The organism is Streptomyces sp. NPDC101151 (assembly GCF_044768335.1).
Classification (GTDB): domain Bacteria; phylum Actinomycetota; class Actinomycetes; order Streptomycetales; family Streptomycetaceae; genus Streptomyces.
Genome location: NZ_JBIWPP010000023.1, coordinates 119,188 through 144,214, shown reverse-complemented (window position 1 = coordinate 144,214; position 25,027 = coordinate 119,188). Strand labels below are relative to the sequence as shown.

General features: G+C 69.3%; 25 protein-coding genes and 1 tRNA gene. 15 read left to right on the top strand and 11 right to left on the bottom strand.

From position 1 onward, the window contains the following. Nucleotides 1–763: 763 nt before the first annotated feature. From ACIRU3_RS32850 to ACIRU3_RS32830, 5 genes are all read right to left on the bottom strand, one after another. Nucleotides 764–1,228 (bottom strand): hypothetical protein, encoded by a 465-nt coding sequence (locus ACIRU3_RS32850; protein WP_404064092.1) that lies wholly within the window; start codon nucleotides 1,226–1,228, stop codon nucleotides 764–766. A gap of 260 nt (nucleotides 1,229–1,488) precedes the next feature. Continuing rightward, a complete protein-coding gene (locus ACIRU3_RS32845) occupies nucleotides 1,489–1,719 on the bottom strand; it encodes an antitoxin (protein ID WP_404064090.1) in 231 nt (76 codons plus the stop codon). 3 nt (nucleotides 1,720–1,722) lie between these two features. Continuing rightward, nucleotides 1,723–2,031 carry a hypothetical protein gene (locus ACIRU3_RS32840; RefSeq protein ID WP_404064088.1) on the bottom strand — a complete coding sequence of 103 codons (309 nt, stop codon included), beginning with the start codon at nucleotides 2,029–2,031 and terminating at the stop codon, nucleotides 1,723–1,725. Nucleotides 2,032–2,905: 874 nt separating this feature from the next. Continuing rightward, nucleotides 2,906–3,502 (bottom strand): GNAT family N-acetyltransferase, encoded by a 597-nt coding sequence (locus ACIRU3_RS32835; protein ID WP_404064086.1) that lies wholly within the window; start codon nucleotides 3,500–3,502, stop codon nucleotides 2,906–2,908. After that, nucleotides 3,495–4,262, bottom strand: coding sequence for a GntR family transcriptional regulator (locus ACIRU3_RS32830; protein ID WP_404064083.1), 768 nt, complete (start codon nucleotides 4,260–4,262; stop codon nucleotides 3,495–3,497). The genes ACIRU3_RS32835 and ACIRU3_RS32830 overlap by 8 nt, the downstream gene beginning before the upstream one ends. A gap of 467 nt (nucleotides 4,263–4,729) precedes the next feature. Here ACIRU3_RS32830 and ACIRU3_RS32825 point away from each other — a divergent pair, with 467 nt between their 5' ends. The 10 genes from ACIRU3_RS32825 to ACIRU3_RS32780 all read left to right on the top strand — a co-directional run bounded on the left by ACIRU3_RS32825 (nucleotide 4,730) and on the right by ACIRU3_RS32780 (nucleotide 13,371). Beyond that, nucleotides 4,730–4,999, top strand: a complete 270-nt coding sequence (locus tag ACIRU3_RS32825) for a DUF6284 family protein (protein ID WP_404064080.1) — start codon at nucleotides 4,730–4,732, stop codon at nucleotides 4,997–4,999. Further along, on the top strand, nucleotides 4,996–5,169 hold the full coding sequence (locus ACIRU3_RS32820; RefSeq protein ID WP_404064077.1) for a hypothetical protein: 174 nt from the start codon (nucleotides 4,996–4,998) through the stop codon (nucleotides 5,167–5,169). Before ACIRU3_RS32825 ends, ACIRU3_RS32820 begins: the two co-directional genes overlap by 4 nt. Then, on the top strand, nucleotides 5,166–6,176 hold the full coding sequence (locus tag ACIRU3_RS32815; RefSeq protein WP_404064074.1) for a DUF2637 domain-containing protein: 1,011 nt from the start codon (nucleotides 5,166–5,168) through the stop codon (nucleotides 6,174–6,176). Before ACIRU3_RS32820 ends, ACIRU3_RS32815 begins: the two co-directional genes overlap by 4 nt. A 67-nt stretch (nucleotides 6,177–6,243) precedes the next feature. Further along, nucleotides 6,244–6,624, top strand: coding sequence for a DUF6251 family protein (locus ACIRU3_RS32810; RefSeq protein ID WP_404064071.1), 381 nt, complete (start codon nucleotides 6,244–6,246; stop codon nucleotides 6,622–6,624). A 342-nt stretch (nucleotides 6,625–6,966) separates the two neighbouring features. Continuing rightward, entirely contained in the window at nucleotides 6,967–8,811 is a 1,845-nt protein-coding gene (locus ACIRU3_RS32805; protein ID WP_404064068.1) for a type IV secretory system conjugative DNA transfer family protein, read from the top strand. Nucleotides 8,812–8,870: 59 nt separating this feature from the next. Beyond that, complete coding sequence (locus ACIRU3_RS32800) at nucleotides 8,871–9,170, top strand: hypothetical protein (RefSeq protein ID WP_404064065.1); 300 nt, start codon at nucleotides 8,871–8,873, stop codon at nucleotides 9,168–9,170. Between the two features lie 86 nt (nucleotides 9,171–9,256). After that, complete coding sequence (locus ACIRU3_RS32795) at nucleotides 9,257–10,117, top strand: bifunctional DNA primase/polymerase (protein WP_404064062.1); 861 nt, start codon at nucleotides 9,257–9,259, stop codon at nucleotides 10,115–10,117. 2 nt (nucleotides 10,118–10,119) lie between these two features. Next, complete coding sequence (locus ACIRU3_RS32790; protein ID WP_404064059.1) at nucleotides 10,120–11,595, top strand: ATP-binding protein; 1,476 nt, start codon at nucleotides 10,120–10,122, stop codon at nucleotides 11,593–11,595. Between the two features lie 427 nt (nucleotides 11,596–12,022). Then, nucleotides 12,023–12,223 (top strand): helix-turn-helix domain-containing protein, encoded by a 201-nt coding sequence (locus tag ACIRU3_RS32785; RefSeq protein WP_404064056.1) that lies wholly within the window; start codon nucleotides 12,023–12,025, stop codon nucleotides 12,221–12,223. Then, nucleotides 12,223–13,371 carry a tyrosine-type recombinase/integrase gene (locus tag ACIRU3_RS32780; RefSeq protein ID WP_404064053.1) on the top strand — a complete coding sequence of 383 codons (1,149 nt, stop codon included), beginning with the start codon at nucleotides 12,223–12,225 and terminating at the stop codon, nucleotides 13,369–13,371. The genes ACIRU3_RS32785 and ACIRU3_RS32780 overlap by 1 nt, the downstream gene beginning before the upstream one ends. Before the next feature lie 67 nt (nucleotides 13,372–13,438). Here ACIRU3_RS32780 and ACIRU3_RS32775 read toward each other — a convergent pair. The 3 genes from ACIRU3_RS32775 to ACIRU3_RS32765 all read right to left on the bottom strand — a co-directional run bounded on the left by ACIRU3_RS32775 (nucleotide 13,439) and on the right by ACIRU3_RS32765 (nucleotide 16,717). Beyond that, nucleotides 13,439–13,514: transfer RNA gene (locus ACIRU3_RS32775), tRNA-Arg, on the bottom strand. A 63-nt stretch (nucleotides 13,515–13,577) separates the two neighbouring features. Further along, nucleotides 13,578–15,197: an IclR family transcriptional regulator C-terminal domain-containing protein gene (locus ACIRU3_RS32770; protein WP_404064050.1), complete on the bottom strand. Its 1,620-nt coding sequence runs from the start codon at nucleotides 15,195–15,197 to the stop codon at nucleotides 13,578–13,580. Nucleotides 15,198–15,418: 221 nt separating this feature from the next. Beyond that, nucleotides 15,419–16,717 carry a M6 family metalloprotease domain-containing protein gene (locus ACIRU3_RS32765; protein WP_404064047.1) on the bottom strand — a complete coding sequence of 433 codons (1,299 nt, stop codon included), beginning with the start codon at nucleotides 16,715–16,717 and terminating at the stop codon, nucleotides 15,419–15,421. A 293-nt stretch (nucleotides 16,718–17,010) separates the two neighbouring features. On the opposite strand from ACIRU3_RS32765, the gene ACIRU3_RS32760 reads away from it, so the two are divergent. Both ACIRU3_RS32760 and ACIRU3_RS32755 read left to right on the top strand, forming a co-directional pair. Continuing rightward, nucleotides 17,011–17,652, top strand: coding sequence for a TetR/AcrR family transcriptional regulator (locus ACIRU3_RS32760; protein ID WP_404064044.1), 642 nt, complete (start codon nucleotides 17,011–17,013; stop codon nucleotides 17,650–17,652). A gap of 203 nt (nucleotides 17,653–17,855) precedes the next feature. Continuing rightward, nucleotides 17,856–19,394, top strand: coding sequence for an MFS transporter (locus tag ACIRU3_RS32755; RefSeq protein WP_404064041.1), 1,539 nt, complete (start codon nucleotides 17,856–17,858; stop codon nucleotides 19,392–19,394). A gap of 16 nt (nucleotides 19,395–19,410) precedes the next feature. On the opposite strand, the gene ACIRU3_RS32750 is transcribed toward ACIRU3_RS32755, so the two are convergent. Beyond that, nucleotides 19,411–19,920, bottom strand: a complete 510-nt coding sequence (locus tag ACIRU3_RS32750; RefSeq protein WP_404064038.1) for a MarR family winged helix-turn-helix transcriptional regulator — start codon at nucleotides 19,918–19,920, stop codon at nucleotides 19,411–19,413. Between the two features lie 164 nt (nucleotides 19,921–20,084). Between ACIRU3_RS32750 and ACIRU3_RS32745 the strand changes: the two genes are divergently transcribed. Next, nucleotides 20,085–20,873 (top strand): dioxygenase, encoded by a 789-nt coding sequence (locus tag ACIRU3_RS32745; RefSeq protein WP_404064035.1) that lies wholly within the window; start codon nucleotides 20,085–20,087, stop codon nucleotides 20,871–20,873. Nucleotides 20,874–20,924: 51 nt separating this feature from the next. Here ACIRU3_RS32745 and ACIRU3_RS32740 read toward each other — a convergent pair whose 3' ends face one another. Further along, nucleotides 20,925–21,443 (bottom strand): GNAT family N-acetyltransferase, encoded by a 519-nt coding sequence (locus ACIRU3_RS32740; protein WP_404064032.1) that lies wholly within the window; start codon nucleotides 21,441–21,443, stop codon nucleotides 20,925–20,927. Between the two features lie 192 nt (nucleotides 21,444–21,635). Here ACIRU3_RS32740 and ACIRU3_RS32735 point away from each other — a divergent pair, with 192 nt between their 5' ends. Next, complete coding sequence (locus ACIRU3_RS32735) at nucleotides 21,636–22,634, top strand: RNA polymerase sigma factor RpoD/SigA (protein ID WP_404064030.1); 999 nt, start codon at nucleotides 21,636–21,638, stop codon at nucleotides 22,632–22,634. A gap of 638 nt (nucleotides 22,635–23,272) precedes the next feature. Further along, nucleotides 23,273–23,944 carry a TetR/AcrR family transcriptional regulator gene (locus tag ACIRU3_RS32730; protein WP_404064107.1) on the top strand — a complete coding sequence of 224 codons (672 nt, stop codon included), beginning with the start codon at nucleotides 23,273–23,275 and terminating at the stop codon, nucleotides 23,942–23,944. Between the two features lie 64 nt (nucleotides 23,945–24,008). On the opposite strand, the gene ACIRU3_RS32725 is transcribed toward ACIRU3_RS32730, so the two are convergent. Further along, nucleotides 24,009–24,980, bottom strand: coding sequence for a helix-turn-helix transcriptional regulator (locus ACIRU3_RS32725; protein WP_404064027.1), 972 nt, complete (start codon nucleotides 24,978–24,980; stop codon nucleotides 24,009–24,011). Between the last annotated feature and the right edge of the window lie 47 nt (nucleotides 24,981–25,027).

Below are 25,027 nucleotides of genomic sequence, written 5' to 3'. Positions count from 1 at the left end.
AACGGCTCCAACTTGGGGCCCCGACGGGGAACTGACGCACCAGCAGCAGAAGTCACACAACTACTAACGATCAACTACTGGCGCAGGACACTAGCTTCTCGTTTGGGGATGGCCATGACTGGCTCTGTTCACGAGTTCCGACAGCACTTGGGCTCTTCCGTGGGTCGATGAACTTCAGTGGCAGCAGTCGCAGCCGGGGCGGCGACCGCACGCCTGATCTGCACCCAGGCTCGTCTGATCGTGGAGACGAGGGATTTCCGTCAGATCATGAAGGAGTGTCCGGAGTGCGGCTGATGCGAAGTTCAATGTTCCCAGGAGGTTCCCATTCCGCACCCAAAGGCCTTCCAAGGTGGTTCCCTGGAAGGCCTTTAGTGCGCTGACCTGCAATTTTATGGTGCCCCCGGCAGGATTCGAACCTGCGACACCCGCTTTAGGAGATCATCCGGGCGATGTAGTGATCAGCGCTGTGACTCTCCTGGCCTGCTCTGGATCGTGTGGGGCTGGTTCTCCAGATATGGCAACGTGCGCCGGTGTTGCCGTCAAGAAGTGCCGTCAAGCTAATAGATTGAGGGTGTGCCACCGTACGCGGTTGTACGCCTTTGTTGATGTCAGCTACTGATGTCAGGCAACAAGCTCCGGAACTGCGACATCGCCCGTAAAGTGTCGTCTGTCAGACCGGCTGGACGCTGGGCTAGGTCCGCCCGGGCCGCGCCCGCTGTCGCGGCCAGAGGACACCCGCCGCTCCGGCTGCCTTGCTGCCCTGTCAGGCGGCAGCGTTGGCGCAGATGACGTAGACGCCCAGAGTGACGTTTGCTTGGGTTTCCGACCGGGCTACGGCGTACCAGCCACTGAAATCGAGCACGGGAGCGCTCGTCACCAGGACGGGATCGATTCCGCCGGCCTCGGCCCCGCCGCCGAGCGCTTGCTTGCCTGCTGGGCACCGCACCACACGAGTGGTGCCGTTCGGTACGGTCTCGGAGGGGAGGTGGATGATCTCATAGCCCGTGACACCGCCGTTTACAGGAGGCGCTGGTGTCGCGGACTGCTGGCAGGAAGCTGTCTGATTGACGTGGTTGTTGTTGCCGTACACATTGTTCTGTGCGACGCACACCAGCGGCGACAAGATCCCCGGCAGGGGGCCGTCAGTCGCCTGGGCTTGGTCTGCCCCAACGGTAGCCGTGGCAATTGCGGCGGCCAGCGTTGCGATGATCCGACCAGTCTTCCTCATCGGATAGACCCTCTTTCCCGGAGACGGCACGAGTTGATCTCTCGGGAAATCTAGCCTCGTCGCGATATTCGCTCGCGAACCGACATGGCGGTTTCATTAATTTGGACTAGGTGCCGATTTGGATATGATCCGTAGGCGCGTTGCCCCTCGATGCATGTTGCGTCGACCAGCCACGAAGCACCGTCAATCCGGGGCTGCGGCCCGGTGTTGATCCGTTGTTGTGCGCCGGTGCACGTGGCCGTTGATGTCACGTATTGATGTCAGAGGGTCGCACCGTTTCCGCTGGTCAGGTCGTCGGACTGCGCACTGGTCGCCACCAAGCGTCCGTCGCCCAGCTGAGATGGAGCGCCATCGCGCAAGGCGCGCCTAAGCCCCGCTACTACTGGCCTGTCCATGTCCCGACCGGTGCCGCCGTTGTCCTGCGCGGCGTCGACCTGAGATTGGTACTTGCCCTGGGGCCTCTCGTCCACGTAGTCGCCCGCCTTGTCCATTCCCTAGCCACGCAACACGGCGACCGTCGCGCCACTCGCGGCGCGCGGTGCGACGCGGGCACGGGAACGCGCACGACCCCGCACCCCGGAAGTACCGGGAGCGGGGCCGTACGGAGCTCTCGTCGAGGAGAGCGTCCAGGCGGGGCGGCTGGCGGGGTTGGCCTGCGTGATGCCGGTGAGTCCGTTCAGGCAGACGGGCGAGATGTTGACCAGTCGCACCCGGCGGCCGGGCGTGATGTTCTCTCGTGCGGGGGTGGGGGCCACGGGGATCTCTTCGACGCTCACGGTCACCGCCGAGGGCTGCGTTGCCATGGGGGCTGTTCTCCCGAGATGCGCCCGAGCTGCCGCGGGGGGATTCTGAAGAGTGGGCTTCGTTCATTTGACGCCCCCTAGATTAGCCGCAACGTTCACCGAGGTTGCGTGATGAAGCTGGGACGTGTCATAGCGAGCGCAATTCTGCTGGCTCCTGTTCCGTTCGCGGCTATGACGGAACCCGCCACGGCAGCTGTCGCGCATATTGTCGTTGTCCAAGGACATCTGATCGTGTATGGCGACGGAGGATTGACTACACCGGGCTTTGACCGCCAGGATCACCCGTACCGGTTCCAGGTCACCCTCAAGCACGACAGTAGGACCACACGCCGCTGGATGAACGTGTGCGCCGCCGGTGAGGCCAGGGGCGAGCTCAGTCTCCGGATAACACTCAATGCCAACGAATCTGTTTCGGTAACACCAGTCTTGCTGCTGTATGAAGGGTCAAGCTGTAGCAGCACTGATCTTGACGGCGAGGCATATCCTCAGAGTCTGGTTCTACCTGGGGGTAGAGGGTCAACCGGAATGACTATTGGCGTGTTCAATAGTGAATTCCACTCGGGAGATGAGGCTTGGGCGGAGATAAGCTTCACTCACAGTCTCTGGCCGTAAGGTTCGGTGTGATCTCGCCGACTGGCGTTCAAGCGGTCCGCGCCATACGCACGCAGCGCCCTCCCCGGGGTGGATAAGGGGAGGGCACCGCAGCGCTGGTCCAGTCGTTACGAGCGTACTGGGCACAGGTCACCGTAGGCAGGCAGACGCCATGTGCGCAAGTATGTTCGATTTGCATCAGGCACCCGCACGGCACCCTGGGGACCAGACCGACTCCCGCCGTGCACTCAGCCTGGCGGCCCAGCCCCTCTGCAATGACCCTTTATAGACCGGCTGTCCATCCATGGTCCGGATTCCCGTTCTCGTCCAGCCTCATGGATTCCAGCCCCAAGTAGCGGGGGCCGATTCCCGTGACCGATCCGGCCGACCGCTGGTACAACGCGCCTGAGCGCCGATGAGGGAGATCCACCGTCCGGACGTGCGTAAAGCCCTGCGATTCGTAATAACGCCCTAGGGCGGGGTTCGTCTTCCAGGCGTCCACTCGAAGCCAGGACTTACCCAGCTTCGATGCCTTTTGCGATGCCCAGTCGAGCATGGACGCACCCAATGAAGTTCCGGCGGCATTTGCGAGCACGATGATCCTGTGCGCGTACAAGGCATCCTCGGGCATGTCACCCGGGAGCCAGAACTCAGGGTCCGCGAATGTGTCTACCGTGATGGTGCCAAGGTACTGAGTGCCGTCGACAACCAAGTATGCGTAACCTTGCCTGATGTCCGCAGCGATCTTTTCCCTGTTGGGCGGATATTGCCACTGGTTGATTCCCTTTACCTTCAACCGCTGGCCAGCCTCACCCCACATGGACGCGATGACGTCGGCTTCACTTCGGTCGGCGGGCCGAACGGTAACGTCATCATGCATTGCTTTCCCCTGTCCCCAGTTCGTAGCGGAGCACGTTCCGGTCTGTAGGCATTGCCGTGGTGGTGACCCGCACCGGGCCCGTCTCCGTATAGCCGACCCGGGCTCTGATCAATAGGGGAATTCCTGCCTCTACAGCCAGATCCGCAGCCTGCTTGGGGTTGGGCATCACTGCCGTGACGTCATCTACGTAACGAACTTGCTTGTGCCCGATGGACGCCATGTACGCGATGACCCCCTCAGGGATATCGGCCGGTTCAGCAACGGGCGTGTTCTTAACAAGCTCGTGCGGGTAGTAAGAATCCTCTGTTGACCAAGGCTGCTCGTCCACAAAGCGAAGGCGCCGTCGTACTAGAACGAGGGCGTCAGGCTGCAATTCGAGGCGCCGGGCGATGTCGGGGCTGGCGGTCTCGATGCTGACCGAGATCTGTTGGCTTGGCGTTCGCCCCTGTTCCTGGATGTCCTGCACCCACGCGTCCACGCCGGCAGCCAGTCGCCTGTTGTGCTCTTCCGATCGGGAGGAGTTGTAAACGAGTACATCCTGCCGATGGACCATGTAGGCACGACCCTGGCTGGCGAACACAAGCCCTTCGGCCACGAGCCGTTGCAGCCCTAGGCGCACGGTGTTGCGGGAAGCGTCGTATAGCTCCATCAGCTTCCGCTCACTCGGCAGTTTACTGCCCGGCGGGTACTCGCCACCCTCGATCTTCGCCCGCAGGATGGCCGCCAACTGCATGTACAGGGGATCTGAACGCGTCGCCATAGACCCATCATGCCCCAGTAGGCCCACTGGTTGGTACGAGTGGAACCAAAGTGCTTGACAGCCCACATCGAGCGGTGCAACATCATGGCTACGAACTGGTTGGTACCAGTAAGACCAGAGGAACCAATCATGTTCGGGCATCAGGCGGGATTACCCAGCAGGAAGGCGGCCGCGGCCGCGCGCCTCGGGCCCCGGACTGGCCGCTGTTTGAGAACGCTTCGCCGCTGGTGGAGCTGCATAGGTGGGCATCTGAGCCGTCTCCCCCGAAGTGACGGCCGCGCGGATGTAAGGCCGCGCGTTTCTTCAACTTCTCCCGCAGCACCGCTGCGCCGGTTGCCTCCGCTGCTCGTCTCGTACGAGCAGCGCTGAGGGGAGCCGGATGTTCCGACTTCAACGGCGCGCGGCCCCGGTGCGGGAACACCGGGGCCGCTGTTCGGGCCGTTCCTGACTGAGAGGAACACGACCCAATGAGTCACATCGTCACTGTTCAGGACGCTGTTACCGCGTTCGCGGACTGGCGGGAGCCGTCCGATGCGGAGCTGGACGCGATCGAGGACGAGATGCCGCTGATCCTGGCGGAGGTCGACCTGTTGGACGCGCAGATCATCACGTTGGACCGTACGCCGACCGAGTTGGACACCCGCCGGCTGCGCCGGGCGCGGCGGCGGGTGCTGGCCGAGCGGGCGGCACTGGCGAACCGCACGGCCACGGCGACCCTGCCCGGTGGTGCGGCGTGAAGCGCCTCCGCCGCGCCATGTGGCGTCTGATCGACCGCCTGTTCAACCCGCAGCCCTACCCGCCGCTCACGATGGGGCCGGACCACGGCGACGACGACGAGTGGATGGGTGAGCGGTACGTCTGGGAGCCGGGCGACTGGGACGAGTACGGCGGGGAGGCGGGCCGGTGAACGCCGTTCAGGTCCGTTCAGCGGAGCGTGCGCTGTCGGCCGGCACGTGGCTGATCGTGGCGGGCGCGATGCTGTACTCGATCCTCACCGTCACCCCGCTCGCGGCCGCGCACACCCCCGACCGGTGGGCGTGGACGGCTCCCATTCTCCCGCTCGTGGTGGATGCCGCGGTGGTCATCGTCGTCCGCCTGGACGCGGTACTCGCCCGGCTCGGGGGCAACGGCGGCGGGTGGCCGATCGCACTGCGGTGGATGACCGGCTGCATGACGCTCGCCCTGAACGTCGCCGACTCCGCGCTCAAGAACGACCTGGTGGGCGTGGCTGTGCACGCGGTCGCGCCGCTGCTGCTGATCGTCACAGCGGAGACCGGGCTCGCCTACCGGCGCGCGATCACCGCCGCCGTGCTGGCGCTGGAAGCCAAGCAGCAAACCGAGCGGGAAGCCCGTGAACGAGCCGCCACCGAGCGTCGCGAGGACGCCGCGCGGCGAGCCCGTGAGGAGCGCGAGCACACGGCGGCGCTGGCGCGTGAACAGCGTGAGCACGAAGTCCGCATGGCCCGTGAACAGACCGAGCGGGAAGCTGCCGCGCGGCGCGAGGAACGCGAGCGCGAGCAGGCTCGGGAACGTGCCGACCGCGAGCAGCGTGAACGCCTTGAGCGCGAGCGTGAACAGCGTGAGCGGGACCGTGAACGCCATGAGCGGGAGGCCTCCGAACGTGCGGAACGCGAGCGGCGCGAGCGTGCCGAGCGGAAGCGCCGTGAACAGGCGGAGCAGGAGGAGCGGGCCGCTCGTGAACGCGTGGCTCTGCTGTCTGGCGGCCCGGTCACGGACAAGCTGCCCGAGGACGACGCGCGCGCCATCGTGGCCGCCGCGCGGGCCGAGGGCCTGTCGGTGCGCAGCGCTGCGGAGCTGTGTGGCTGGTCGGTGGGCTGGGTCTCGACCCGGTACGCCGAACTGCGCAGCCCGGTCAACGGCGTTCCGGTTGACCTCGCCGGCACCGGCCGCTGATGACCACTGCACCCGCCGGTGGCGCGCTGCCCGTATTGCCGACTCCAACTGACCTGGGAGGTCCCTGGTGGACTCCGATAACCTGCCCGTGCCCGGTGTCGTCCGTCTCCCGGACGGCCGCTACGTCTACAACGACCAGCCCGCCACTATCGCCCCCATGGCGCCCCCGCAGGCGCCTCCGATGGTGGTGCAGCACATCCATCACGCGCCGCCGGACCGCACCGTGCAGCGCATCGCGCTCGGTTCCGGGGTCGGGGCCGGCGCGGTGGCCGCCGGGGTCTACTTCGGCCCGCTGCTGGTCGGTGTGCTCACCGCCGTCGCGGCGAACCTCGCCATCCTCACGCTGCTGGCCGTGGCCATGGCGTGGGGCGTGGTCACCGTCGTCCGCTCGGTAGGCGGCACCGACGGCAGGGCCGCTGCCAAGAGGATGGGCCGCAAGGGGCGTTGACCCCTTCTGACCGGCCAGCAAGGGCCGGAAGCCGTAGACGCCTCGTAGAGTCTCCGACCCCTCTCGCGCGTGGGGCGAGACCTCCGATGCCGCGAACGGTCGTTCAGGGCCCCGCGAGGGGGTTGCGCGGCCCTGTTTTCGACCGCTCTACGCGCGCGTGCGCGTAGGGCCCCCACCCCTCCCCGCCGCTCAACTCTGCAACATCGCAGGTCAGACGTGGTTGCAGGGGTTCAACCGCTGCTGTTGACGCAACCAATAGCGGCGATCACTGCAACTCGGGCGGGCCGGTGACGCCACGCAACGGCGCACCGGCCCTTATCCACGGTCTTGGAGGACCCTTTCGTGGACTGGAAGCAAGCATGGTCGACCACCACCAACACCACCACTGCGGCTCTCGATTCGCTCGCCCCGGTGTGCGTGCCGTTCGCGGCCCGCTGGGACCTTGAGGCGGACCGGCGGAACAAGCTGCGCACCCCGGAGCACCTCAAGGCGCTCATGGCCGCGCAGAAGGAGCACAATGCCGCGCGTTCCACGCACGCCACCGCCAAGTCGCAGCAACTCACCGCGCGGGCCGCGTCGAGCAATCCGTTCGCGGCCGGTCGCCGCGCCGCACGGGTGGCGAGCAAGGCAGCCTTGCGGCACGAGCGCGACACCCGCGCCAAGCTCAAGGCCGCGCGGGTGAACTACCCCAGCACCCTCAAGGCCCGTGCGATTCAGGCGCACTCGGTGCACGCCGTGCCGAGTGCTGTCGCGTCCGCGCTCATGTCCACCTCGCACCTGACCGTGTGGCCGGCCGCCACATCCGCTGTGCTGATCGGGGCGAACGTGGCCGCTCTCGCGCTCGGCCGCCGCAACCTGCGCGTGCCGGTGGACGCGTCGCTGTCGGTGGAAGAGCGTCAGCTCATGGAGCGTCTTGACCCGTCGTACTGGGTCGAGCACGCCCCGGACCGTGGCCTGTCGGGCACGGTCACCACGCCCCCGGCCATGGAGCCGGGCGGCATCCGGTGTGAGATCCGTCTGGACGGGACGTGGACGGTCAAGACGCTCGCGGACAAGGCCGACTCGGTCCGTGCGCTACTGGGTGCCCGTACCGCGCTGCGCATACGAATCACCTCCGCCTCGCGCGGCGGCTGGGCCGTCCTGACGCTGGCCACTCGGTCGGCAGCCGCGGGCGTCTCCTCGCTGTGGACCCCGGTCCGCATCCCGTCCGACCCGCTCGCCATGAGCCTCGGTCTGGACACCGAAACGGGGGATGAGGTCCTGATCCCGTTCGATGAGCGGCTGCTGGTGTCCGGCGCGTCCGGCACCGGCAAGTCCTGGTCGTTCCGTCCGCTCATGGCGAGCGCCCACCTGCGCGGTGACCTGCTGCTCATCGACGGCAAGGGCGAAGAGGCCAACATCTGGGAGCCCATCTGCCGCGTCGCCGTGGAACGCGACGACATCACCGACGGCGTGGATGAGGCGCACGCGGAGATGACCCGCCGCAAGGCCGACATGAAGCAGCGCGGCATCAGCGTGTGGGACGGCCGCCAGCTCACCGTCGTCGTCGACGAAGGACAGGTAATCCTCGCCCTGATTACCAAGGACAAGGACCGGCTGCAGCGGCTGATCGAACTGTCCTCCCTCGGTCGCTCGCGCGGGGTCGTCCTGTGGTGGGCCACCCAGTACCCGCTCACCGACGGCAGCGCGCCGGGTGTGCACAAGCTGATCGCGCCGAACCTCCTGACCCGGTTCTCGCTGCGGGTGGCCGGCACGACACAGGCACAGGTCGCGCTGGATGACTGCGCGCACTACGCGCCGCACCAGATCCCCGACGGCCGCGAGTACCGAGGGCACGGCTACCTCAAGGGCTACGGGCCGCGCATGCTGCGCACCTGGACCCTCGATGACGCGGGCGTACGCGCTCTGCCCACGTCGATCTGGACCCCCGCGCAGTCCACGAGCGGCCAGGCGCCACACACGCCGCTGCACCTGGTCAAGGCAACGGCCACACCGTCCGGGGCGGCGACCAACCGGGACAAGGTCTTGGCTGCTGTGCAGTGCGGGGCCCGGACCGCTAGGGACGTGGCCGACGCGACCGGCCTCAACAAGGGCACCGTCTCCCGCGAGATCAAGGCCCTCACCGCCACGGGATCTCTCCGCAGGAGCGACGACGGCCTGCTCCTGCCCGGCCGGGACGCCGCGTGAGCACCACCGCCACCCCGAACCATCGCTCACTCGCACGTCAACGGCTGACAGGAGTCCCTGTGTTCGAGAACGACGTCACCCACTGGCCCAACCCCACCCAGGCCTACGCCGCCGCGCCCGATCCGGGCCGTGAGCTGGAGTGGCTGCGCACGACCGAGGACCGAGGGCGTGAGTGGTTGCTGCGTCGTGCGGCCCTCATGGACCGCATGGCCCATGGCCTCATCCCCGGCTACACGGCCAGTCGCAGCAGCGCCTTCGAACTGGCCCGCCAGCTGATGCGCCTGGACGGCGCCGTAGTGGGCTGCAACCCGCGTGCCTACGTCCGCCAGCAGTACGCCCTCTGGGCCACCAACCGCTAGCTACGCCAAGGGCGGCCCCCACTCCGCCAAGAACCGGGGCCGCCCTTATCCACCTGCCAACAACAGACCTGTGGAGGTCACCCAGCATGACGCAACCGACCGACATTCGGGGAGAGCACCTGCGTGCTGCCCTCTCCCTGGCAGCCTCCGGCGTGCCGGTACTGCCGTTACGAGCCGGGAAGGCGCCCTTCGGCAACTGCCGCCGCTGCGCCGACAACGCATGCGGCGGCCGACCCAACATGAAGACCCCCGGCCCCTGCACCTGCCCGGCGCCCTGCCACGGCTGGGCCGCCGCCACCACCGACCCCCAAGTCATCAACGCGCCGACGTGGGCCCGTGCCTGGCGCGACGCGGCGACGGTGGCCTACCACCCCGGCGGCGCCGGTCTCACCGTCGTTGACCTCGACAACCCCGCCGCCATCGCGTGGGCCCGCGAGACCCTGCCCGCCACCCGGACCGTGCCCACCACCCGGGGCGAACACTGGCTCTACCTCGGAGCAATGCCGTCCGCCAACGCCGTACGACCCGGCGTCGACATCAAGTCCACGATGGCCTACGCCCGCTGGCTCGGATGCGGCACCGGCGCCATCGCCTCCCTGCCGGATGCTGTGTGCGCGCTTGCCGCGAGCAAGCCCGCCCCGATCCGGCCCGTGCCGCAGCCCCTCACGGTGTCCGCGCCGGCCGGGGGCGGGGAGTGCCGCCATCGCACGCCCGCGTTCCTGGAGCGCGGCATCACGATGGCGGAGCAGCGCATCAACGGGGCGTCCAGCGGCGTGCACAACGCCGTGTACCGCACGTTCCTGGCCGTGCTCTCCACGCACGGCCGGTGCGGCTGCCTCACCGATGCGCACATCGCGCGTCTGTTCACCGCAGCGCAGGCCAAGGGCGAAACCGCCCGGCACTGCACGGACGCGTGGACCAACGCCCGTATCAGGTTGGGACTGTGACCATGGCTGACGACGACAAGACGCCCGCTCGTGAGGTCATCACCGACTACGCACAGGCGCACTTCCGATACTTCCGCACCCCCGATGGCACCGTGTACGCGCAGCGGAAAGGGCACCCTGTGGCCCGCCCGATCCGCTCCCAGGGCACCACGGGCAGCCACCGCCAAGAACTCATGGTCGGCCTATTTCGCGACGGGCACGGCGTGTTCAACGGCACCGCGCTAAAAGAGGCGTTGGACCTGATCGAAGCGCTCGCGCTGAGCGAGGACGTGCAGCCGGTCCACATCCGCGTCGCCCCCGGCTTCGACGGGGCGACGTGGCTGGACCTGGGCCGCGATGACGGGCAGTCCGTACGCATCCACCCCATCGGCTGGGAGATCACCGTTCCCGACCCGCGTGAGGTGTGCTGGCGGCGCACCCAGCTCACCGGGGAACTGCCCCTGCCTGCGAAGGACACCGACGGCAAGGGCATCGACCTGCTGATGCGGCTGTGCAACTTCGCCACCGCCGAGACAGAGTGCCTGGCCATCGCCTGGCTGATCGGCTGCCTGGGTCCGTCGGTACCCGTGCCGGCACCGTTCCTCACGGGGCCGCAGGGCGCGGGGAAATCCACGGGCGGGCGGATGCTGATCCGGATCGTGGAGGGCATGAGCGGGGACCTGCGGCGCGCTCCGAAGGATGAAGAGAACTTGATCGCGGCAGTGTCGGCCGGGTGGGTCACTGCCCTGGACAACCTGTCCCACATGACGCCGGACCTGTCCGATGCGATGTGCTGCATCGTGACCGGCGCGGAGAACGTCAAGCGTGCCCTGTTCACCGACGGGGACGTGTTCCGCGTCGGCTACCGCCGCCCCCTGCTCCTGACCGGCATCGACGTGGGAGTCATCCGGCCCGACCTCGCAGAACGTCTCCTGCCGCTGCGGTTGGAGCGCCCCAAGGTCCGGCGCACCGAAGCAGAGCTGTGGGCCGAGTACGCGGAAGTCCTGCCCGTGGTGCTCGGCTCGCTCCTGGACCTCACGGTCAAGGTCCGCGCGGTGGACGCGGAGACACCGACCGATCTGCGGATGGCGGACTTCGCGCACCTCTGTGCGCAGCTCGACGCCGCAACCGGGCTCGGGGCGCTGCCCGCCTACCGCGCGAGCCTGGACGACCTGAACGACGACGTGATCGAGGGCGACCTGCTCGCGCAGACCGTCCTCTGGCACGCCGACACCATCGCCCCAGGCGCGGCACAGCGGATGACCTCCACCGAGTGGCTGCATCTCCTCAGCGGCCTCTACAGCAGCGACGAACCGCGTGCCCTGCCCAAGGGCTGGCCGACAACGGGCAAAGTCCTCTCCGACCGGCTCAAGCGTCTCCAACCGACCCTGGCCGCCCGGGGCGTTCTCATCGACTCCGGGCGCACCAGCACGGGCCGCTACCTCGAAATGACCCGCCTGGCCACCCCGACCCCACACGAGCAGAAGCGCATGTTCTGACCCGCATCCCGTACCGACCCGAGCAAGCAAGAAGAGCACCACCGGCCAGGCGTGCTCCTCTTGCTGTTCGGCGGAACGCCGCCCCAAGGTCGCGCCGCGAAGCGGCTCCTTCTTCGGTCTTTGGGCGGCACCGAACTACATCAGACACCCCCTCTTTTGTCCTAAGAAGGAAGACCCTGCGTCATCTGCGTCACGCGGGCTGAAGAACGCCCCCTGACCTGCGACGAAAGCCATGACGCAGACGGAATTGCCTGCGTCATCCTGCGTCACCTGCGTCACGCGATGACTCAGCCAATGCCGCACGAATGACGCACCCCCTCACCGCCGCGTCGCACAAAACCCCAGGTCAGAAGCGCAAATGTCGCTGATGACGCAATGACGCAGAAATCTGCCCCTCGGACAGACGCGCGCTCCCGGAGGTCTCAACGTGCTGACCGTCGTCCCGAGCGACCCGCAAGCTCTCACCGTCCCGGAGGTCATGACCGCTCTAAGGCTTAGCCGGAGCAAGGTCTACGACCTGATCCGCTCTAAGCAGCTCCCGAGCTATACGTCCGGACGTGCCCGCCGTATTCCGGTCGACGCCGTACGCCACTACATGCAGAACCGACTTGAGGAGAACGCAGCCTGATGGCTCAGCGAAAGAGGAACCCCAATGGCGCTGGCAGCATTTGGCAGCGCAAGGACGGCCGTTACGAGGCACGCGTGTACGTACCCCAGCCGGACGGCACCCGCGCCCGTAAGACGGTCTACGGCAACACGTGGGAGGAGTGCGACGAGAAGAGGCAGGAACTCGTGCGCCGCGCCCGTCAGGGCATCCCGACGCCTACCCGCTCCGCCAAGCTTTCCGAGTGGCTGCCGTACTGGCTGGCGCACTACGTCGAGCCGCGTCGCAAGCTCAGCACGTACGACAAGTACGAGACTCATGTGCGCCTGTACCTGATCCCTCTGCTGGGCACCAAGCGACTGGAGTCGCTCAGCGTCGCTGACGTGCGCCGCTTCATCACCCGCATGCAGAACGCAAACACGGCCGCGACCGCGAAGGAAGCGCACCGTGTGCTGCGCACCGCCCTCACGGCGGCCGTGCGCGAGGAGTTGATCACGCGGAACGTCGCGTCCCTGGTGGAGCCGCCACGCGTGAAGCTGCGGGACATCCACCCGTGGACTCTGGAGGAAACGCTGACGTTCCTGGAAGCCGCCCGCCGGGACCCGCTGTACGCCGCGTTCGTCCTGGCCGTCGCCATGGGCCTGCGGCGCGGGGAACTGGTGGGGCTGCGCTGGTCGGACGTCGACCTCGACAACCGGGTGCTGCACGTGCGCCAGCAGACGCAGCGACGGCGCGGCACGCTGTACGACGACGACCCCAAGAGCCGCCGCAAGCGCGTCGTCCCGATGCCCGCGCTGTGCATTGCTCCGCTGCGCTGGCACCGGCTGCGACAGCGGGAGGCGTTCGCACGCACGGGCATCACGTGGTCTGAGAACGGCTACGTCTTCGCCACGCGGAACGGCCGGCCGGTCGAGCCGCGCAACGTCTACCGCTCGTTCACGCGGGTCGCCGCCGATGCGGAGATGCGGGTGGTCCGGCTGCACGATGCCCGGCACGGCTGCGCCACGCTGCTGACGGCGGCCGGCGTCGCGCCGCGAGTCATCATGGAGATCCTCGGGCACAGCCAGATCAGCATCACGATGGACGTGTACACGCACGTCGTGCACGACACCCAGCGGGAGGCGATCAGCCACATGGACCGGCTGCTGAAGCGCCGCTTCCCGGGCGCCTGAGAGGCGACTGCCGTCAACTGATGCCGTCAAAACGGCCCGGACCATGATCGGTCCGGGCCGTTTTCCCTGGTGCCCCCGGCAGGATTCGAACCTGCGACACCCGCTTTAGGAGAGCGGTGCTCTATCCCCTGAGCTACGAAGGCGTGTCACTCGGTCCACAGGGTACCGGATCGGGGCCCGGCCGCGTGCGGGGCCGGTGATCACACTCAGGTCGGTGGCACCCGTGTGAAGCGGGACGCGGTGTGCAGGTCCGTCTGGATGCGGTCGGCGGTCGCGCGAAGGGCCGGGAGGAGATCCCGCACGCAGTCGTCCAGGGTGCGGCGGGCCGGGTGGGTGGCCACACAGACCGCGGCGGCCGCGCGGCCCGCCCGGTCGCGTACCGGTACGGCGATCGACCGCAGCCCCGACTCCAGTTCCTCGTCGGCCAAGGCGTAGCCCTGTGCGCGGACTTCGGCGAGCCCGGGGGGCAGCGGGCCGTCGGCGTCCGCGAGGAGCACACGGCCGAGGGACGTCGCGGCGGCCGGCAGCCGCGCGCCCACCGGGATGTCCACGGTCAGTACCCGGCTCGCGTCGGCTCCGGCCGTGTACTGGATCTCCGCCTCCGTGCCCGGCACCGGGACCGCCAGTGCCGTCGGCTCGCGCAGCCGGTCGGTGAGGGCCCGGAGGTGGGGCTCGGCCAGGCGGGGGAGCGTGGTGCGGGACAGCGGCGGGAAGCCCAGGTCGAGGACGCGGGGCGCGAGGGTGAAGGCACGGTCGGGGCCCGCGGTCACCAGGCCCAGATGCTCGTACGTGATCAGAGCCCGGCGGGCCGTGGCGCGGGCCAGGCCGGTCGCCCGGGCCACCTCGGTCAGCGGCAGCGCCGAGCGGCCCTCGCCGAACGCGGTCAGCACGGTCAGGCCCCGGGCCAGGGACTCGATGAACTCGCGGCCCAGCTCCTGCTTGGACGCCGTCGTCCAGGTCGCCAGGCCCGAGGGAGGCGGGCCGGGCTCCGGCGCGGATGCCGCGCGCAGCTCGGCCTCCATCGCCGCCACGGCCCTACGCAGCCGGGGGAGCAGACCGGCGCGCAGGTCATCCGCCGAGTGCCGGCTGGTGTGGCTGACCACGCTCGCCACGCACGCCACCCGCCCGGTGCCCGGATTCCGCACCGGCACGGACAGCGCGACCAGCCCCGGCTCGATCAACTGGTCGTCCAGCGCCCAGCCGTCCCGGCGGGCCCGCTCCGTCCGCCGTTCGAAGTCGTCCGCGGCGGGGGCGGACCGGGGCGGTACGGCCGGGAAGGCGGCGTCCTCGGGGTCCTCGGCCCGCCGGGCCCGCCACCGCTGCCAGTCCGCCTCCGTCCATCCGGCTGCGAACAGCGGTCCGGGTGCGGTGCGTTCGGCCGGGAGCAGGTCGCCGATGCGGAAGCTCACGGACATCGCACGGCGGCGGGTGGCCTGGTGGATGAAGCGGATGCCGTCCAGGTCGGCCACCGCCAGCGACACCGACTCGTCCAGTTCGTCGGCGAGGGCGTCGGCGTGCGCGGCCAGCAGTGCGGGCAGGCGCAGGGCGGCCAGATAGGCGTTGCCCAGCTCCATCACGCCCGGGGTGAGGAGGACGTCCCGGCCGTCGAGGCGTACGTACCCCATGCGGGCCAGGGTGGCGGCGATCCGGTCGACCGTGGACCGGGCGAGCCCGGTGGCCCGTTCCAGCGCGCTCGGGCTCAGCGCGCCGCCCGCCTCGGTCAGCCGCCGCAGTACGGCGATCCCCCGGATCAGCGGCGCGACCGCCTCGGCCGGCGGCCCGGCCTCGGTACGGACCTCGGCTTCCAGTGCGGTGTTCGCGGGCATCGACTCTCCGATACGGCATCCGGGCAGGCCTACGGTAAACCGCCGGCCCCGGGCTTGAGCAGTCGCTCGGTCCCGGCTTTGGCCCTCCCTCGGTCCCGGCTCTGAGCCGTCCCTCGGCCCCGGTCGCGAGCTGCTCCTCTGTCTCCGTCCCCCGCCCGCAGCCCCACCCGCTTCACGATCACCCCGCCCCGGTCGCCATCACCCCCGCGAACACCACCCCGCTAACTCCGCGTGATCCGCACCTTGTAGTTCCCGGCGGGATCCTTCTCCGTCACCTTGATCGTGATTCCGTGGTGCGGGTCCTTGAAGGTCTCGCCGAGGTCGAAGGGGGCGTCGGAGAGTTCCGTCTGGACGTTGGGGCTGCGGGTGCAGCCGCCGCTGCCCCGGTGGGCGTCGTAGACGGTGATAGGGCCGCGTCCGGTGTCCACCGTGGCGTCGATCTTGTAGATGAGGATGCCCGGCTTGCACACCGCCTCGTCGTTGCCGCCGGGTGCGCGCAGCTCCAGGGCGTAGGCGCTGCGTCCGTCGACCGGCACGAGGATCAGCTTTCCGCCGCCCTCCCTGTACAGCGGGGTCAGCGTGTAGTCGACGCTGCCCGGGGCCGCCGCGCAGCCGACCTGGGTGCCGTCCAGCCAGCCCAGCTTCCACTTGTGCCAGCCGAGCAGGTCGTTGTTGGCTCCCCAGTCCTCGCTCATGATGTCCCAGTGCCCGACCGCGCTCCCGCCTTCCTGGGTGTAGAGGTCGGGCAGCCCGAAGGTGTGGCCGTTCTCGTGCGGCAGGACGCGGTAGCCGGTGCGGGAGTAGGAGCCGGAGCCGTCGTCCTGGCGGGAGTAGACGAAGGACGCGTTGGAGATGGGCACGCCGTCGGCGATCGGGGCGTCGGAGTTGCCGGCGAAGGTCACGGACAGCACCGTGTCCAGGGCGGAGGGGCCGGCGTTCGGGGTGACCAGCACGTTCAGCAGGTCGTACGAACGGAAGTCCACCTCGGGATCGGCGGCGGCCACGATGTCCTGCACCAGCTGCCGGTAGCCGGGGTCGAAGGGCGCGCCGCGCTCTATGCCGTACTCCTTGAAGGACTTCGGCATCCGCAGCCAGCTGGTGATGGGGGTCTCGGGGCGGTAGTCGAGGCGGCCGTACGACGCCTTGCGGAACCATTCCCGGGTCTGCGGGAAGAACTCGTGGAAGCGGTCGATCGCGCTGCCCTGCCCGGGTGCGTCGGAGAAGTCGACCATCAGGGTGAGGGCGTGGACCGTGCCGGTGGTGCGGGAGTAACCGGCCGGGGTGGGGATGCCCTCCGTCATCTGCACGTCCAGGCCGCCGCGGATCATGCAGGGTGCCAGGGCGAGGGCGGTGGAGCGGGCCAGGCCGATGGGCCCGGCGGTGGTGGGCGCCGTCAGATGCCCGGTCCCGGCCGAGGTGCTGACCGCGAGAGTCAGTACGGTCACCGCGCCGAGGGCGGCCACACGGCGCGGGCGTATGCGGCTCGGGCGTATGCGGCGGCGGGGTGACTGCGGCTGCATGCATGGACCTTCCGCTCCACGGCAGCCGCAGGTGTCCGGCTGCACCCTTGCGATCACCCTGGGTGGGCAGGGCGGAGGGCGCGCGCTGGAAGAGACCGATCGTGGGAAATCCCGGCGCGACCGGGTGGCAGCCGCGTCCGTCAGGTGTGCTCCAGGTCACAGGAATTGCTTACGGCGGCCGGAAATAACCGGGGAAGCTCTCCCCGTTTAGACCTGTGTCCGAGCGAAACGGGGAGTTGTTCCCCGGATCGCATCACCCATCCAGATCGACCTCACGACTCAGGGAGCACGCCGTGCAGACCGCAACCCCCGTGCGCAAGATGCCCCGGCCCCGCGCCGATGCCCTGCGCAACCGGGAGCGGATCGTCACCGCCGCCCGGGAGATGTTCGTCGAGCACGGCCCGGACGTGCCGCTCGACGAGATCGCCCGCAGGGCGGGCGTCGGCAATGCCACGGTGTACCGCAACTTCCCGGACCGTGACGCCCTTGTCCGCGAGGTCGTCTGCTCCGTCATGGACCGCACGGCCGAAGCGGCCGAGCAGGCCCTCGCGGAGACCGGCGACGCCTTCGCCGCTCTGGAGCGCTTCGTGCACGCCGCCGCGGACGAGCGGATCAGCGCGCTGTGCCCGATGGTCTCCAGCACCTTCGACCAGTACCACCCCGACCTGGAAGCCTCCCGGGAGCGGATCGAGCAGCTCGTCGAGGAGGTCATGGGCCGGGCCAAGGCCGCCGGTCAGCTCCGCCTCGACGTGGGGGTCGGAGACCTGCTGATCGTCGTGGCCCAGCTCAGCCGGCCGCCGGCCGGCACCGACTGCCTGAGCAGCGACGCCTTCGTCCACCGCCATCTGCAGCTGTTCCTGGACGGGTTGCGGGCTCCGGCCCGCTCGACCCTGCCGGGCACGGCCGTGAGCATCAAGGAGCTGCGCCGGCCCTGACCGATCAGTTCGGGCCGCGACACCCGTCTTCCATACATCAGCATCCGGCCGTCAGTGACGACGAGCCGTTCCCGCTCCCCGTCCGACAGCCTTCCGTTTTATCGCCGTCTTTCCTCTCTTTCTCGACTCTTTGTCGTCTCTTCCTCTTCTTCCTGCCTTTCTCGTCCTTTCTTCCGTCACGAAGTCCCGAAGTGGGTATCTCCATGTCCGAAACAGCCCTCAAGGCTCCCCGCGCCGCGGCGTCGCGCGGTGACGCCAACCGCTGGAAAGCGCTCGTCTTCATCGCGCTCGCCCAGCTGATGGTCGTGCTCGACGCCACCATCGTGAACATCGCTCTCCCCTCCGCCCAGCAGGACCTGGGGATATCCGACGGCAACCGGCAGTGGGTCGTCACCGCCTACGCCCTCGCCTTCGGCGGTCTGCTCCTCTTCGGCGGCCGCATCGCCGACCTGTGGGGCCGCAAGCGGGCCTTCGTCCTCGGTCTGGCCGGCTTCGCCGCCGCCTCGGCGCTCGGCGGTGCCGCCACCACCGGCGCGATGATGTTCGGCGCCCGTGCCCTGCAGGGCGTCTTCGGCGCACTGCTCGCCCCGGCCGCGCTGTCCCTGCTCGCCGTGATGTTCACGGACGCCAAGGAGCGCGCCAAGGCGTTCGGCATCTACGGCGCGATCGCCGGTGGCGGCGGCGCCGTCGGCCTGATCCTCGGCGGTTTCCTCACCGAATACCTGAACTGGCGCTGGACCTTCTTCGTGAACATCCCGTTCGCCATCGTCGCCGCGGCCGGTGCCTACTTCGTCATCCGTGAGCCGGAGGGCGGCCGCAACCGCTCCCCGCTCGACATCCCGGGCGTGGTCCTGTCCACCCTCGGCCTGGTCGCCCTCGTCTACGGCTTCACCCGCGCCGAGTCCGACGGCTGGGGCGACACCGTGACCGTCTCGATGTTCGTCGCGTCCGCGGTGCTGCTCATCGCCTTCGCGCTGGTCGAGGCCAAGGTCAAGGCGCCGCTGCTGCCGCTGCGCGTGGTCACCGACCGCAACCGTGGCGGGATCTACCTCTCCCTCGGTCTCGCGATCATCGGCATGTTCGGCCTGTTCCTCTTCCTGACCTACTACCTGCAGATCGTGAAGGGCTACTCGCCGGTCAAGACCGGCTTCGCCTTCCTGCCGATGATCGCGGGCATGATCACCGGCTCCACCCAGATCGGCACCCGGCTGATGACCCGCGTCCCGGCCCGGCTGCTGATGGGTCCCGGCTTCCTGGTCGCCGGGCTCGGCATGCTGCTGCTGACGCAGCTCGAAGTCGGCTCCTCGTACACCACCCTGCTGCTGCCCGCGATGCTCCTGCTCGGCCTCGGCATGGGTACGGCGTTCATGCCGGCCATGTCCCTGGCCACCCAGGGCGTCGAGCCCCGGGACGCCGGTGTCGCCTCGGCGATGGTCAACACCTCGCAGCAGGTGGGCGGCGCGATCGGTACCGCCCTGCTGAACACGATCGCGTCCTCCGCGACGGTGTCGTACGTCAAGGACCACATGGCCGGTGCGACCTCCAAGCCGCAGCAGCAGCTGGTCGGACTGCAGGGCCTGGTGCACGGCTACAGCACGGCGATCTGGTTCGCCGTCGGCATCCTGGGGCTGGCCGCGCTGATCGCCTTCACCTTCGTCAACGCCGGCAGCCCGGGCTCCACCACGGTGGCTTCCGGCGAGGGTGTCGAGGACGAGGTGCCGGTGCCGGTGGTCGCCCACTGAGCGCCCGTACGGTGAATCAGCGGAGCCAGGGCAGGTCCGCACCCGCTTCGTTGGGCTGAAGACCCTCGGCGACGATCTCCATGATCTCGCCGAGGGTCTTCTGCTGTTCGGGGGTCAGCCGCTCGAACAGCGCCTGCCGTACGGCGGTCACATGGCCCGGTGCGGTGCGGCGCAGCACCTCGGAGCCCTCGTCGGTGAGCACCGCGAACTGGCCGCGCTTGTCGGCGGGGCAGTCGTCGCGGCGGACCCAGCCGTTCTTCTCCAGCCGCGCGATCGCGTGCGACAGCCGGGAGCGAGTGATCTTCGCCTTCATGGCCAGCTCGGTCATCCGCAGTCGGCGACGGGGGGCCTCGGCGAGGCTGACGAGCAGGCCGTAGTAGATGTGCGGCATGCCCGCATCGCGCTGCAGCTGCCGGTCGAGGTGGTCCTCGAGCAGGGTGGTGGCGTGCAGATAGGCGCGCCAGACGCGCTGCTCCTCGTCGGTCAGCCAGCGGTGCCGGCCGGCGGAGTCCGTTGCCGTGTTCATGGATTCCACTGTACGGGGCATCTCCTTGAAACTTGAACAAGTCGCGCGTACTCTGTCCGGTAAAGCTTGAGAGTTCAAACATCTGCGCTGGGCAGATGAGTGAAGCGCATCCGTGTGATGTGAACCGAAGCATGATGTGAACCGAAGCATTGGGAGCCGCCGTCATGTCCGCCGCCACCCAGGAGCGCATGCCCGCCCTGTACCTCAGTCATGGCGCCCCGCCGCTCGCCGACGACCCGGTCTGGCCCGGCCAGCTCGCCGCCTGGTCCGCCGGCCTGCCGCGCCCCGAGGCGATCCTCATGGTCTCCGCCCACTGGGAGGAGGCCCCCCTCGCCCTCGGCGCGATCCGCACCGTCCCGCTCGTCCACGACTTCTGGGGCTTCCCCGAGCACTACTACCGGGTCCAGTACGCGGCCCCCGGCGCGCCCGAACTCGCCGAGTCCGTCCGCGGGCTGCTGCGCGCCCCCGGCACCCCCGTCCAGGACATCCCCGACCGCGGCCTCGACCACGGCGCCTACGTCCCGCTGGTCGAGATGTTCCCGGCCGCCGACATCCCCGTCCTGCAGATCTCCATGCCCACCCTCGACCCGGTCCGCCTCATGGACATCGGCCGCAGGCTCGCCCCGCTGCGCGACGAAGGGGTGCTGATCGTCGGATCCGGCTTCTTCACGCACAACCTGGCCGCCCTGCGCCATGCGGGCGGCGTGCCCGGCTGGTCATCCGAGTTCGACGACTGGGGCCGGCGCGCCCTGGAGGCCCGTGACTGGGACGCCCTGCTGGACTTCCTCCACAAGGCTCCGGCCGGCCGCTACGCCCACCCGCGCACCGAACACTTCGCCCCGCTCTTCGTCACCATGGGTGCGGCGGAGGCGGGCGGCGAGCTGGACGCGCAGAAGTCGGTGATCGACGGGTTCTGGATGGGGATGGCGAAACGGTCGGTGCAGTTCGGCTGACCCGGACGACCGGCAGGCGGCCCTTCCGCGGGTCGCGGGGCGCGGGTCGCTCTACAGGTCCTTCTCGTACCAGGCCACGTCCCAGTAGCGGCCGAATTTGCGCCCGACTTCCCGGTAGGTGCCGACGTGCCGGAAGCCGAAGCGTGCGTGCAGCCGCTCGGAGGCCTCGTTGGGCCGGGCGATGCCGGCGTACGCGCGATGCACGTCCTCGTCGGCCAGGGCCTTGAAGAGGCTGTCGTAGAGCAGGGTGCCGATCCCGCGGCGGCCGGCGTCCGGGGCGACGTAGACCGAGATCTCCACGGAGGTCGCGTACGCGGGTTTGGGCCGATAGGGGCTGGATGTGGCGTACCCCAGAATCTCCTGAGAGTCCCCGCCCTGGGCAACCAACAGGCGGTACGGGCCGTCTTCCGGGTGGGAGAGCAGCCAAGGGCGGCGCTCCTCCGCAGTGAACTCCGTCGTATCGAACGTGATGGGTGTCTCGCGTACGTAGTGGTTGTAGAGGGCTGTGAGGGCGGCGAGATCACCCTCGATCCCTGGCCTGACCTGCACCTCTGTGTGTCCCGACGGCATCACGCCTCCCATGTGGCGGAACAGGGTACTGCATGATCAGAAAAATACGGGGGCGGGTTGGGAATTCTGTCCGGATTCCAGTCGTTGTTTCCCACGGATGCAGGGCACTCAAGGAGAGTCCCAGAGACAGTCCCCGGAGTGCCGAGCGTTCGTTAGGACCACCCGCCAGCCCACCATCGCAAGGGAGCACGCATGGCAACCCGTGCCGTCGCCCGTCGTCAGTCCGCCACCGGCGAGACGGCCGACTCGGCAAGCAGTGTTCGCGCCCATGGAGGCGAGATCGCCGACCGCGATCTGGTCGGTATGTACCTCGACGAGATCGCGCGCACGCCGCTGCTCGACGCCGCCAAGGAGGTCGAGCTGTCCCAGACCATCGAAGCGGGTGTGTTCGCGCAGCAGGTCCTCGACGGCGAGGAGGAGTCCCAGTCGGACGCCACCCGTGAGGAGCTGGAGTTCCTGGTCGCCGAGGGCGAGCGGGCCAAGGACGTCTTCATCCGCTCCAACCTCCGCCTGGTCGTGGCGGTGGCCCGGCGCTATCCGCGCAGCGGCCTGCCGCTCCTCGACCTGGTCCAGGAGGGCAATGCCGGCCTGGTGCGCGCCGTCGAGAAGTTCGACTACCGCAAGGGCTTCAAGTTCTCGACGTACGCCACCTGGTGGATCCGCCAGGCCATCACCCGCTCCATCGCCGACCAGTCCCGCACGATCCGGCTCCCCGTCCACCTGGTGGAGGAGCTGGGCCGCATCCGCCGCGTCCAGCGCGAGTTCAACCGTGAGAACGGGCGCGAGCCGGAGCCCGCGGAGATCGCGGCCGAGCTGGGCTCCAACCCGGAGCGTGTGGTCGACGTGCTGGACTGGGCCCGTGACCCGGTCTCCCTCAACATGTCGGTGGACGACCAGGGCGAGACCCAGTTCGGCGACCTCCTGGAGGACACCTCCGCGGTCTCCCCCGAGCAGTCCGTCCTCACCCTCCTGCGCAGCGAGGAACTGGACGACCTGATCGGCCGCCTGGACCAGCGCACGGCCTCCATCATCAAGATGCGGTACGGCATCGAGGACGGCCGCGAGCGCACCCTGACGGAGGTCGGCAAGGAGCACGGCCTGACGCGTGAGCGCATCCGCCAGATCGAGAAGCACGCGCTGCTCGAACTGAAGAAGCTGGCCCGCGACACCGGCTTCGACGCGGCGGCGTGACCGGACGGCGTACGACCGCGTACGCCTGGTGGCGAAAGACGGCGCAAACATGGCGTGGTCCTATCGCTTCAACCCCGGGGCCCGAGGGAACAACCCTTCAGGGCCCAGGAGTTGGGGCCCGGGACCGCACTCCCGCTCTGTGCACACCCCCCACAACCGGCACGGCGAACACCTCGTACGACCTGGCCGCACGACCACCTGATACGACCCGCCTGTACGGCCTACCGGGCATGACCCACCTGTGAGCCATGTCCCGACGTCACCCCCCCGGCGCCGGGACCTTCCCAGAGCCGGGCTTCGGCGCCTACCCCCCCAGGCGCCGGGGCCCGGCTCTTTGCCGTTGCCGGCGCGGAGGTGGGCCGCGACGGTGCGCGGGGCGGGCGGCAAGGGTTCGCGAAGGTGGGCCGCGGTGGGCGGCGGGCCTGGTTCCGGCCGCCCGGAGATCGGCGGCGGACACGCTGGAGCGGCGGGCCACCCCGTACCTGAACCCCGGGGTGGCCCGCCGGATGGCAGATTCTGCCACATCGGCATAGCCTGCCGAGGTGAGCACCCCCAGCACCACCGGCAACACCGCCCACCAGCCGGTTTCCGCCTCCTCCCCGGCGTCTCTCACCGAACGCCGCAAGGCGGAGACCAGGATGGAGATCGCCCGCGCGGCGGCCGCCCTCTTCGTCCGCCAGGGCCTGCGCGCCACCCGCGCCGAGGACATCGCCCAGGCGGCGGGCATCGCCCCGCGCACGTTCTACCGCTACTTCGCCACCAAGGAAGAGGCGGTGGCCCCTCTCTACGCGGCCGGCGCCCAGCGCTGGACGCAAGCGGTCCGCGAGGCCCCGCCCGCCCTCACCGTCCCCGAGGCCCTGAGTCACGCGGTCCGTGACACCCTCACCCCGGGCGCCGGCGTCTCGGCCTCCTCCTGGGAATGGGTCCGCACGCTGATCCACCTGGCCGACGCGAGCCCCGCCCTGCGCAAGGTCTGGGCGGAGGTCTGCCAGGCGTCGGAGGGAGTGCTCGCGGAGATCCTGGCGGAGCGGTTGTCGCCGCCGGCGGAGGAAACGGCGGCCGGCTCCGGGGCCGCCGGGGACGACATCGCGCCGCGGGACGACGTCGCCCCCCAGGACAACGTTGCCGAACCGGCCCCGATCCCCCCGCACCTGCGCTTCGCGGCAGCGGTGGCGGGCGCCGCGATCCGTGTGGCCGTCGAATCCTGGGCCGCCACCACGTCCCCGCCCACGGGCCCCGACGGCCCGGCGGCCCTGGCCCTGCGCAACCTGGAGGCACTGGAGGGCTTCGGGTGGGGGGAGGAGGGCTGAGGCCCGTCCGGCGGATCACGCCGGAATCGCGGGGCCGGGTCCCGTCCGGCGGGTCGTGCCGGAATCACCCCGGTCCCGCTCCCGCCCGGCTCAACCGGGCCCCCAACTCCCTTACGCACTCCACCAGTTCACCCGGACTCCGGACGACGAACTCACAGCCCGCCGTCGCCAGCCGCACCGCCAGCCACTCCACCGGCTCCCCGCTGCTCCCCCGCAGCACGCACCCGCCCGCCCCGTCCTCCTCCGGCACGCCGAGCCACGCCGGTACCTGTGCGGAGACCGTCTCCACCGGCCCGGTGAACCGCACCTCGAACTCGTACGTCTCCTGCCGCCGCCAGATCGACCGCCGCAGGAACTCCGCCGCACTGCCCGTCGGCAGCTCCCGCGGCGTGAACCGCACCCCGGTCGCGAGCGGCTCCCGCACCCGGTCCACCCGGAACGTCCGCCAGTCCTCCCGCCCGAGGTCGTACGCGACGAGGTACCACCGCCGCCCCGTCGACACCAGCCGGTACGGCTCGGTCTGGCGCCGGGACTCACTGCCGTCCTTGTCCCGGTAGGCGAAGCGCAGCCGCTCCTGCCCCGCCACCGTGGCAGCCATCACGGTCAGTGTCTCCGGCGCGATACTCGCGCCGTCCCCACTGGTCAGCGGTGTGGTCGCGGCCTGGAGCGTGGACACCCGGTGCCGTAGCCGGGCCGGCAGCACCTGCTCCAGCTTCGCCAGGGCCCGCACCGACGCCTCGTCCACCCCCTCGACCGCGTGTCCGGCCCCCGCCCGCAGGCCGACCGCGATCGCCACCGCCTCCTCGTCGTCGAGCACCAGCGGTGGCATGGCCTTGCCCGCGACCAGCCGGTACCCGCCGTCGGCACCCTTCGTGGCGTGCACGGGATAGCCCAGCTCCCGCAGGCGGTCGATGTCCCGTCGCACGGTACGGCGGGACACCCTGAGCCGGTCGGCCAGCTCGCCGCCGGGCCACTCGCGCGGGGTCTGGAGGAGGGAGAGCAGCTGAAGGAGCCGAGCCGGAGTGTCCGTCGTCATACATGCGAGGATGCCGCACAAGTAGGACACGATCTGACCTAATGGGG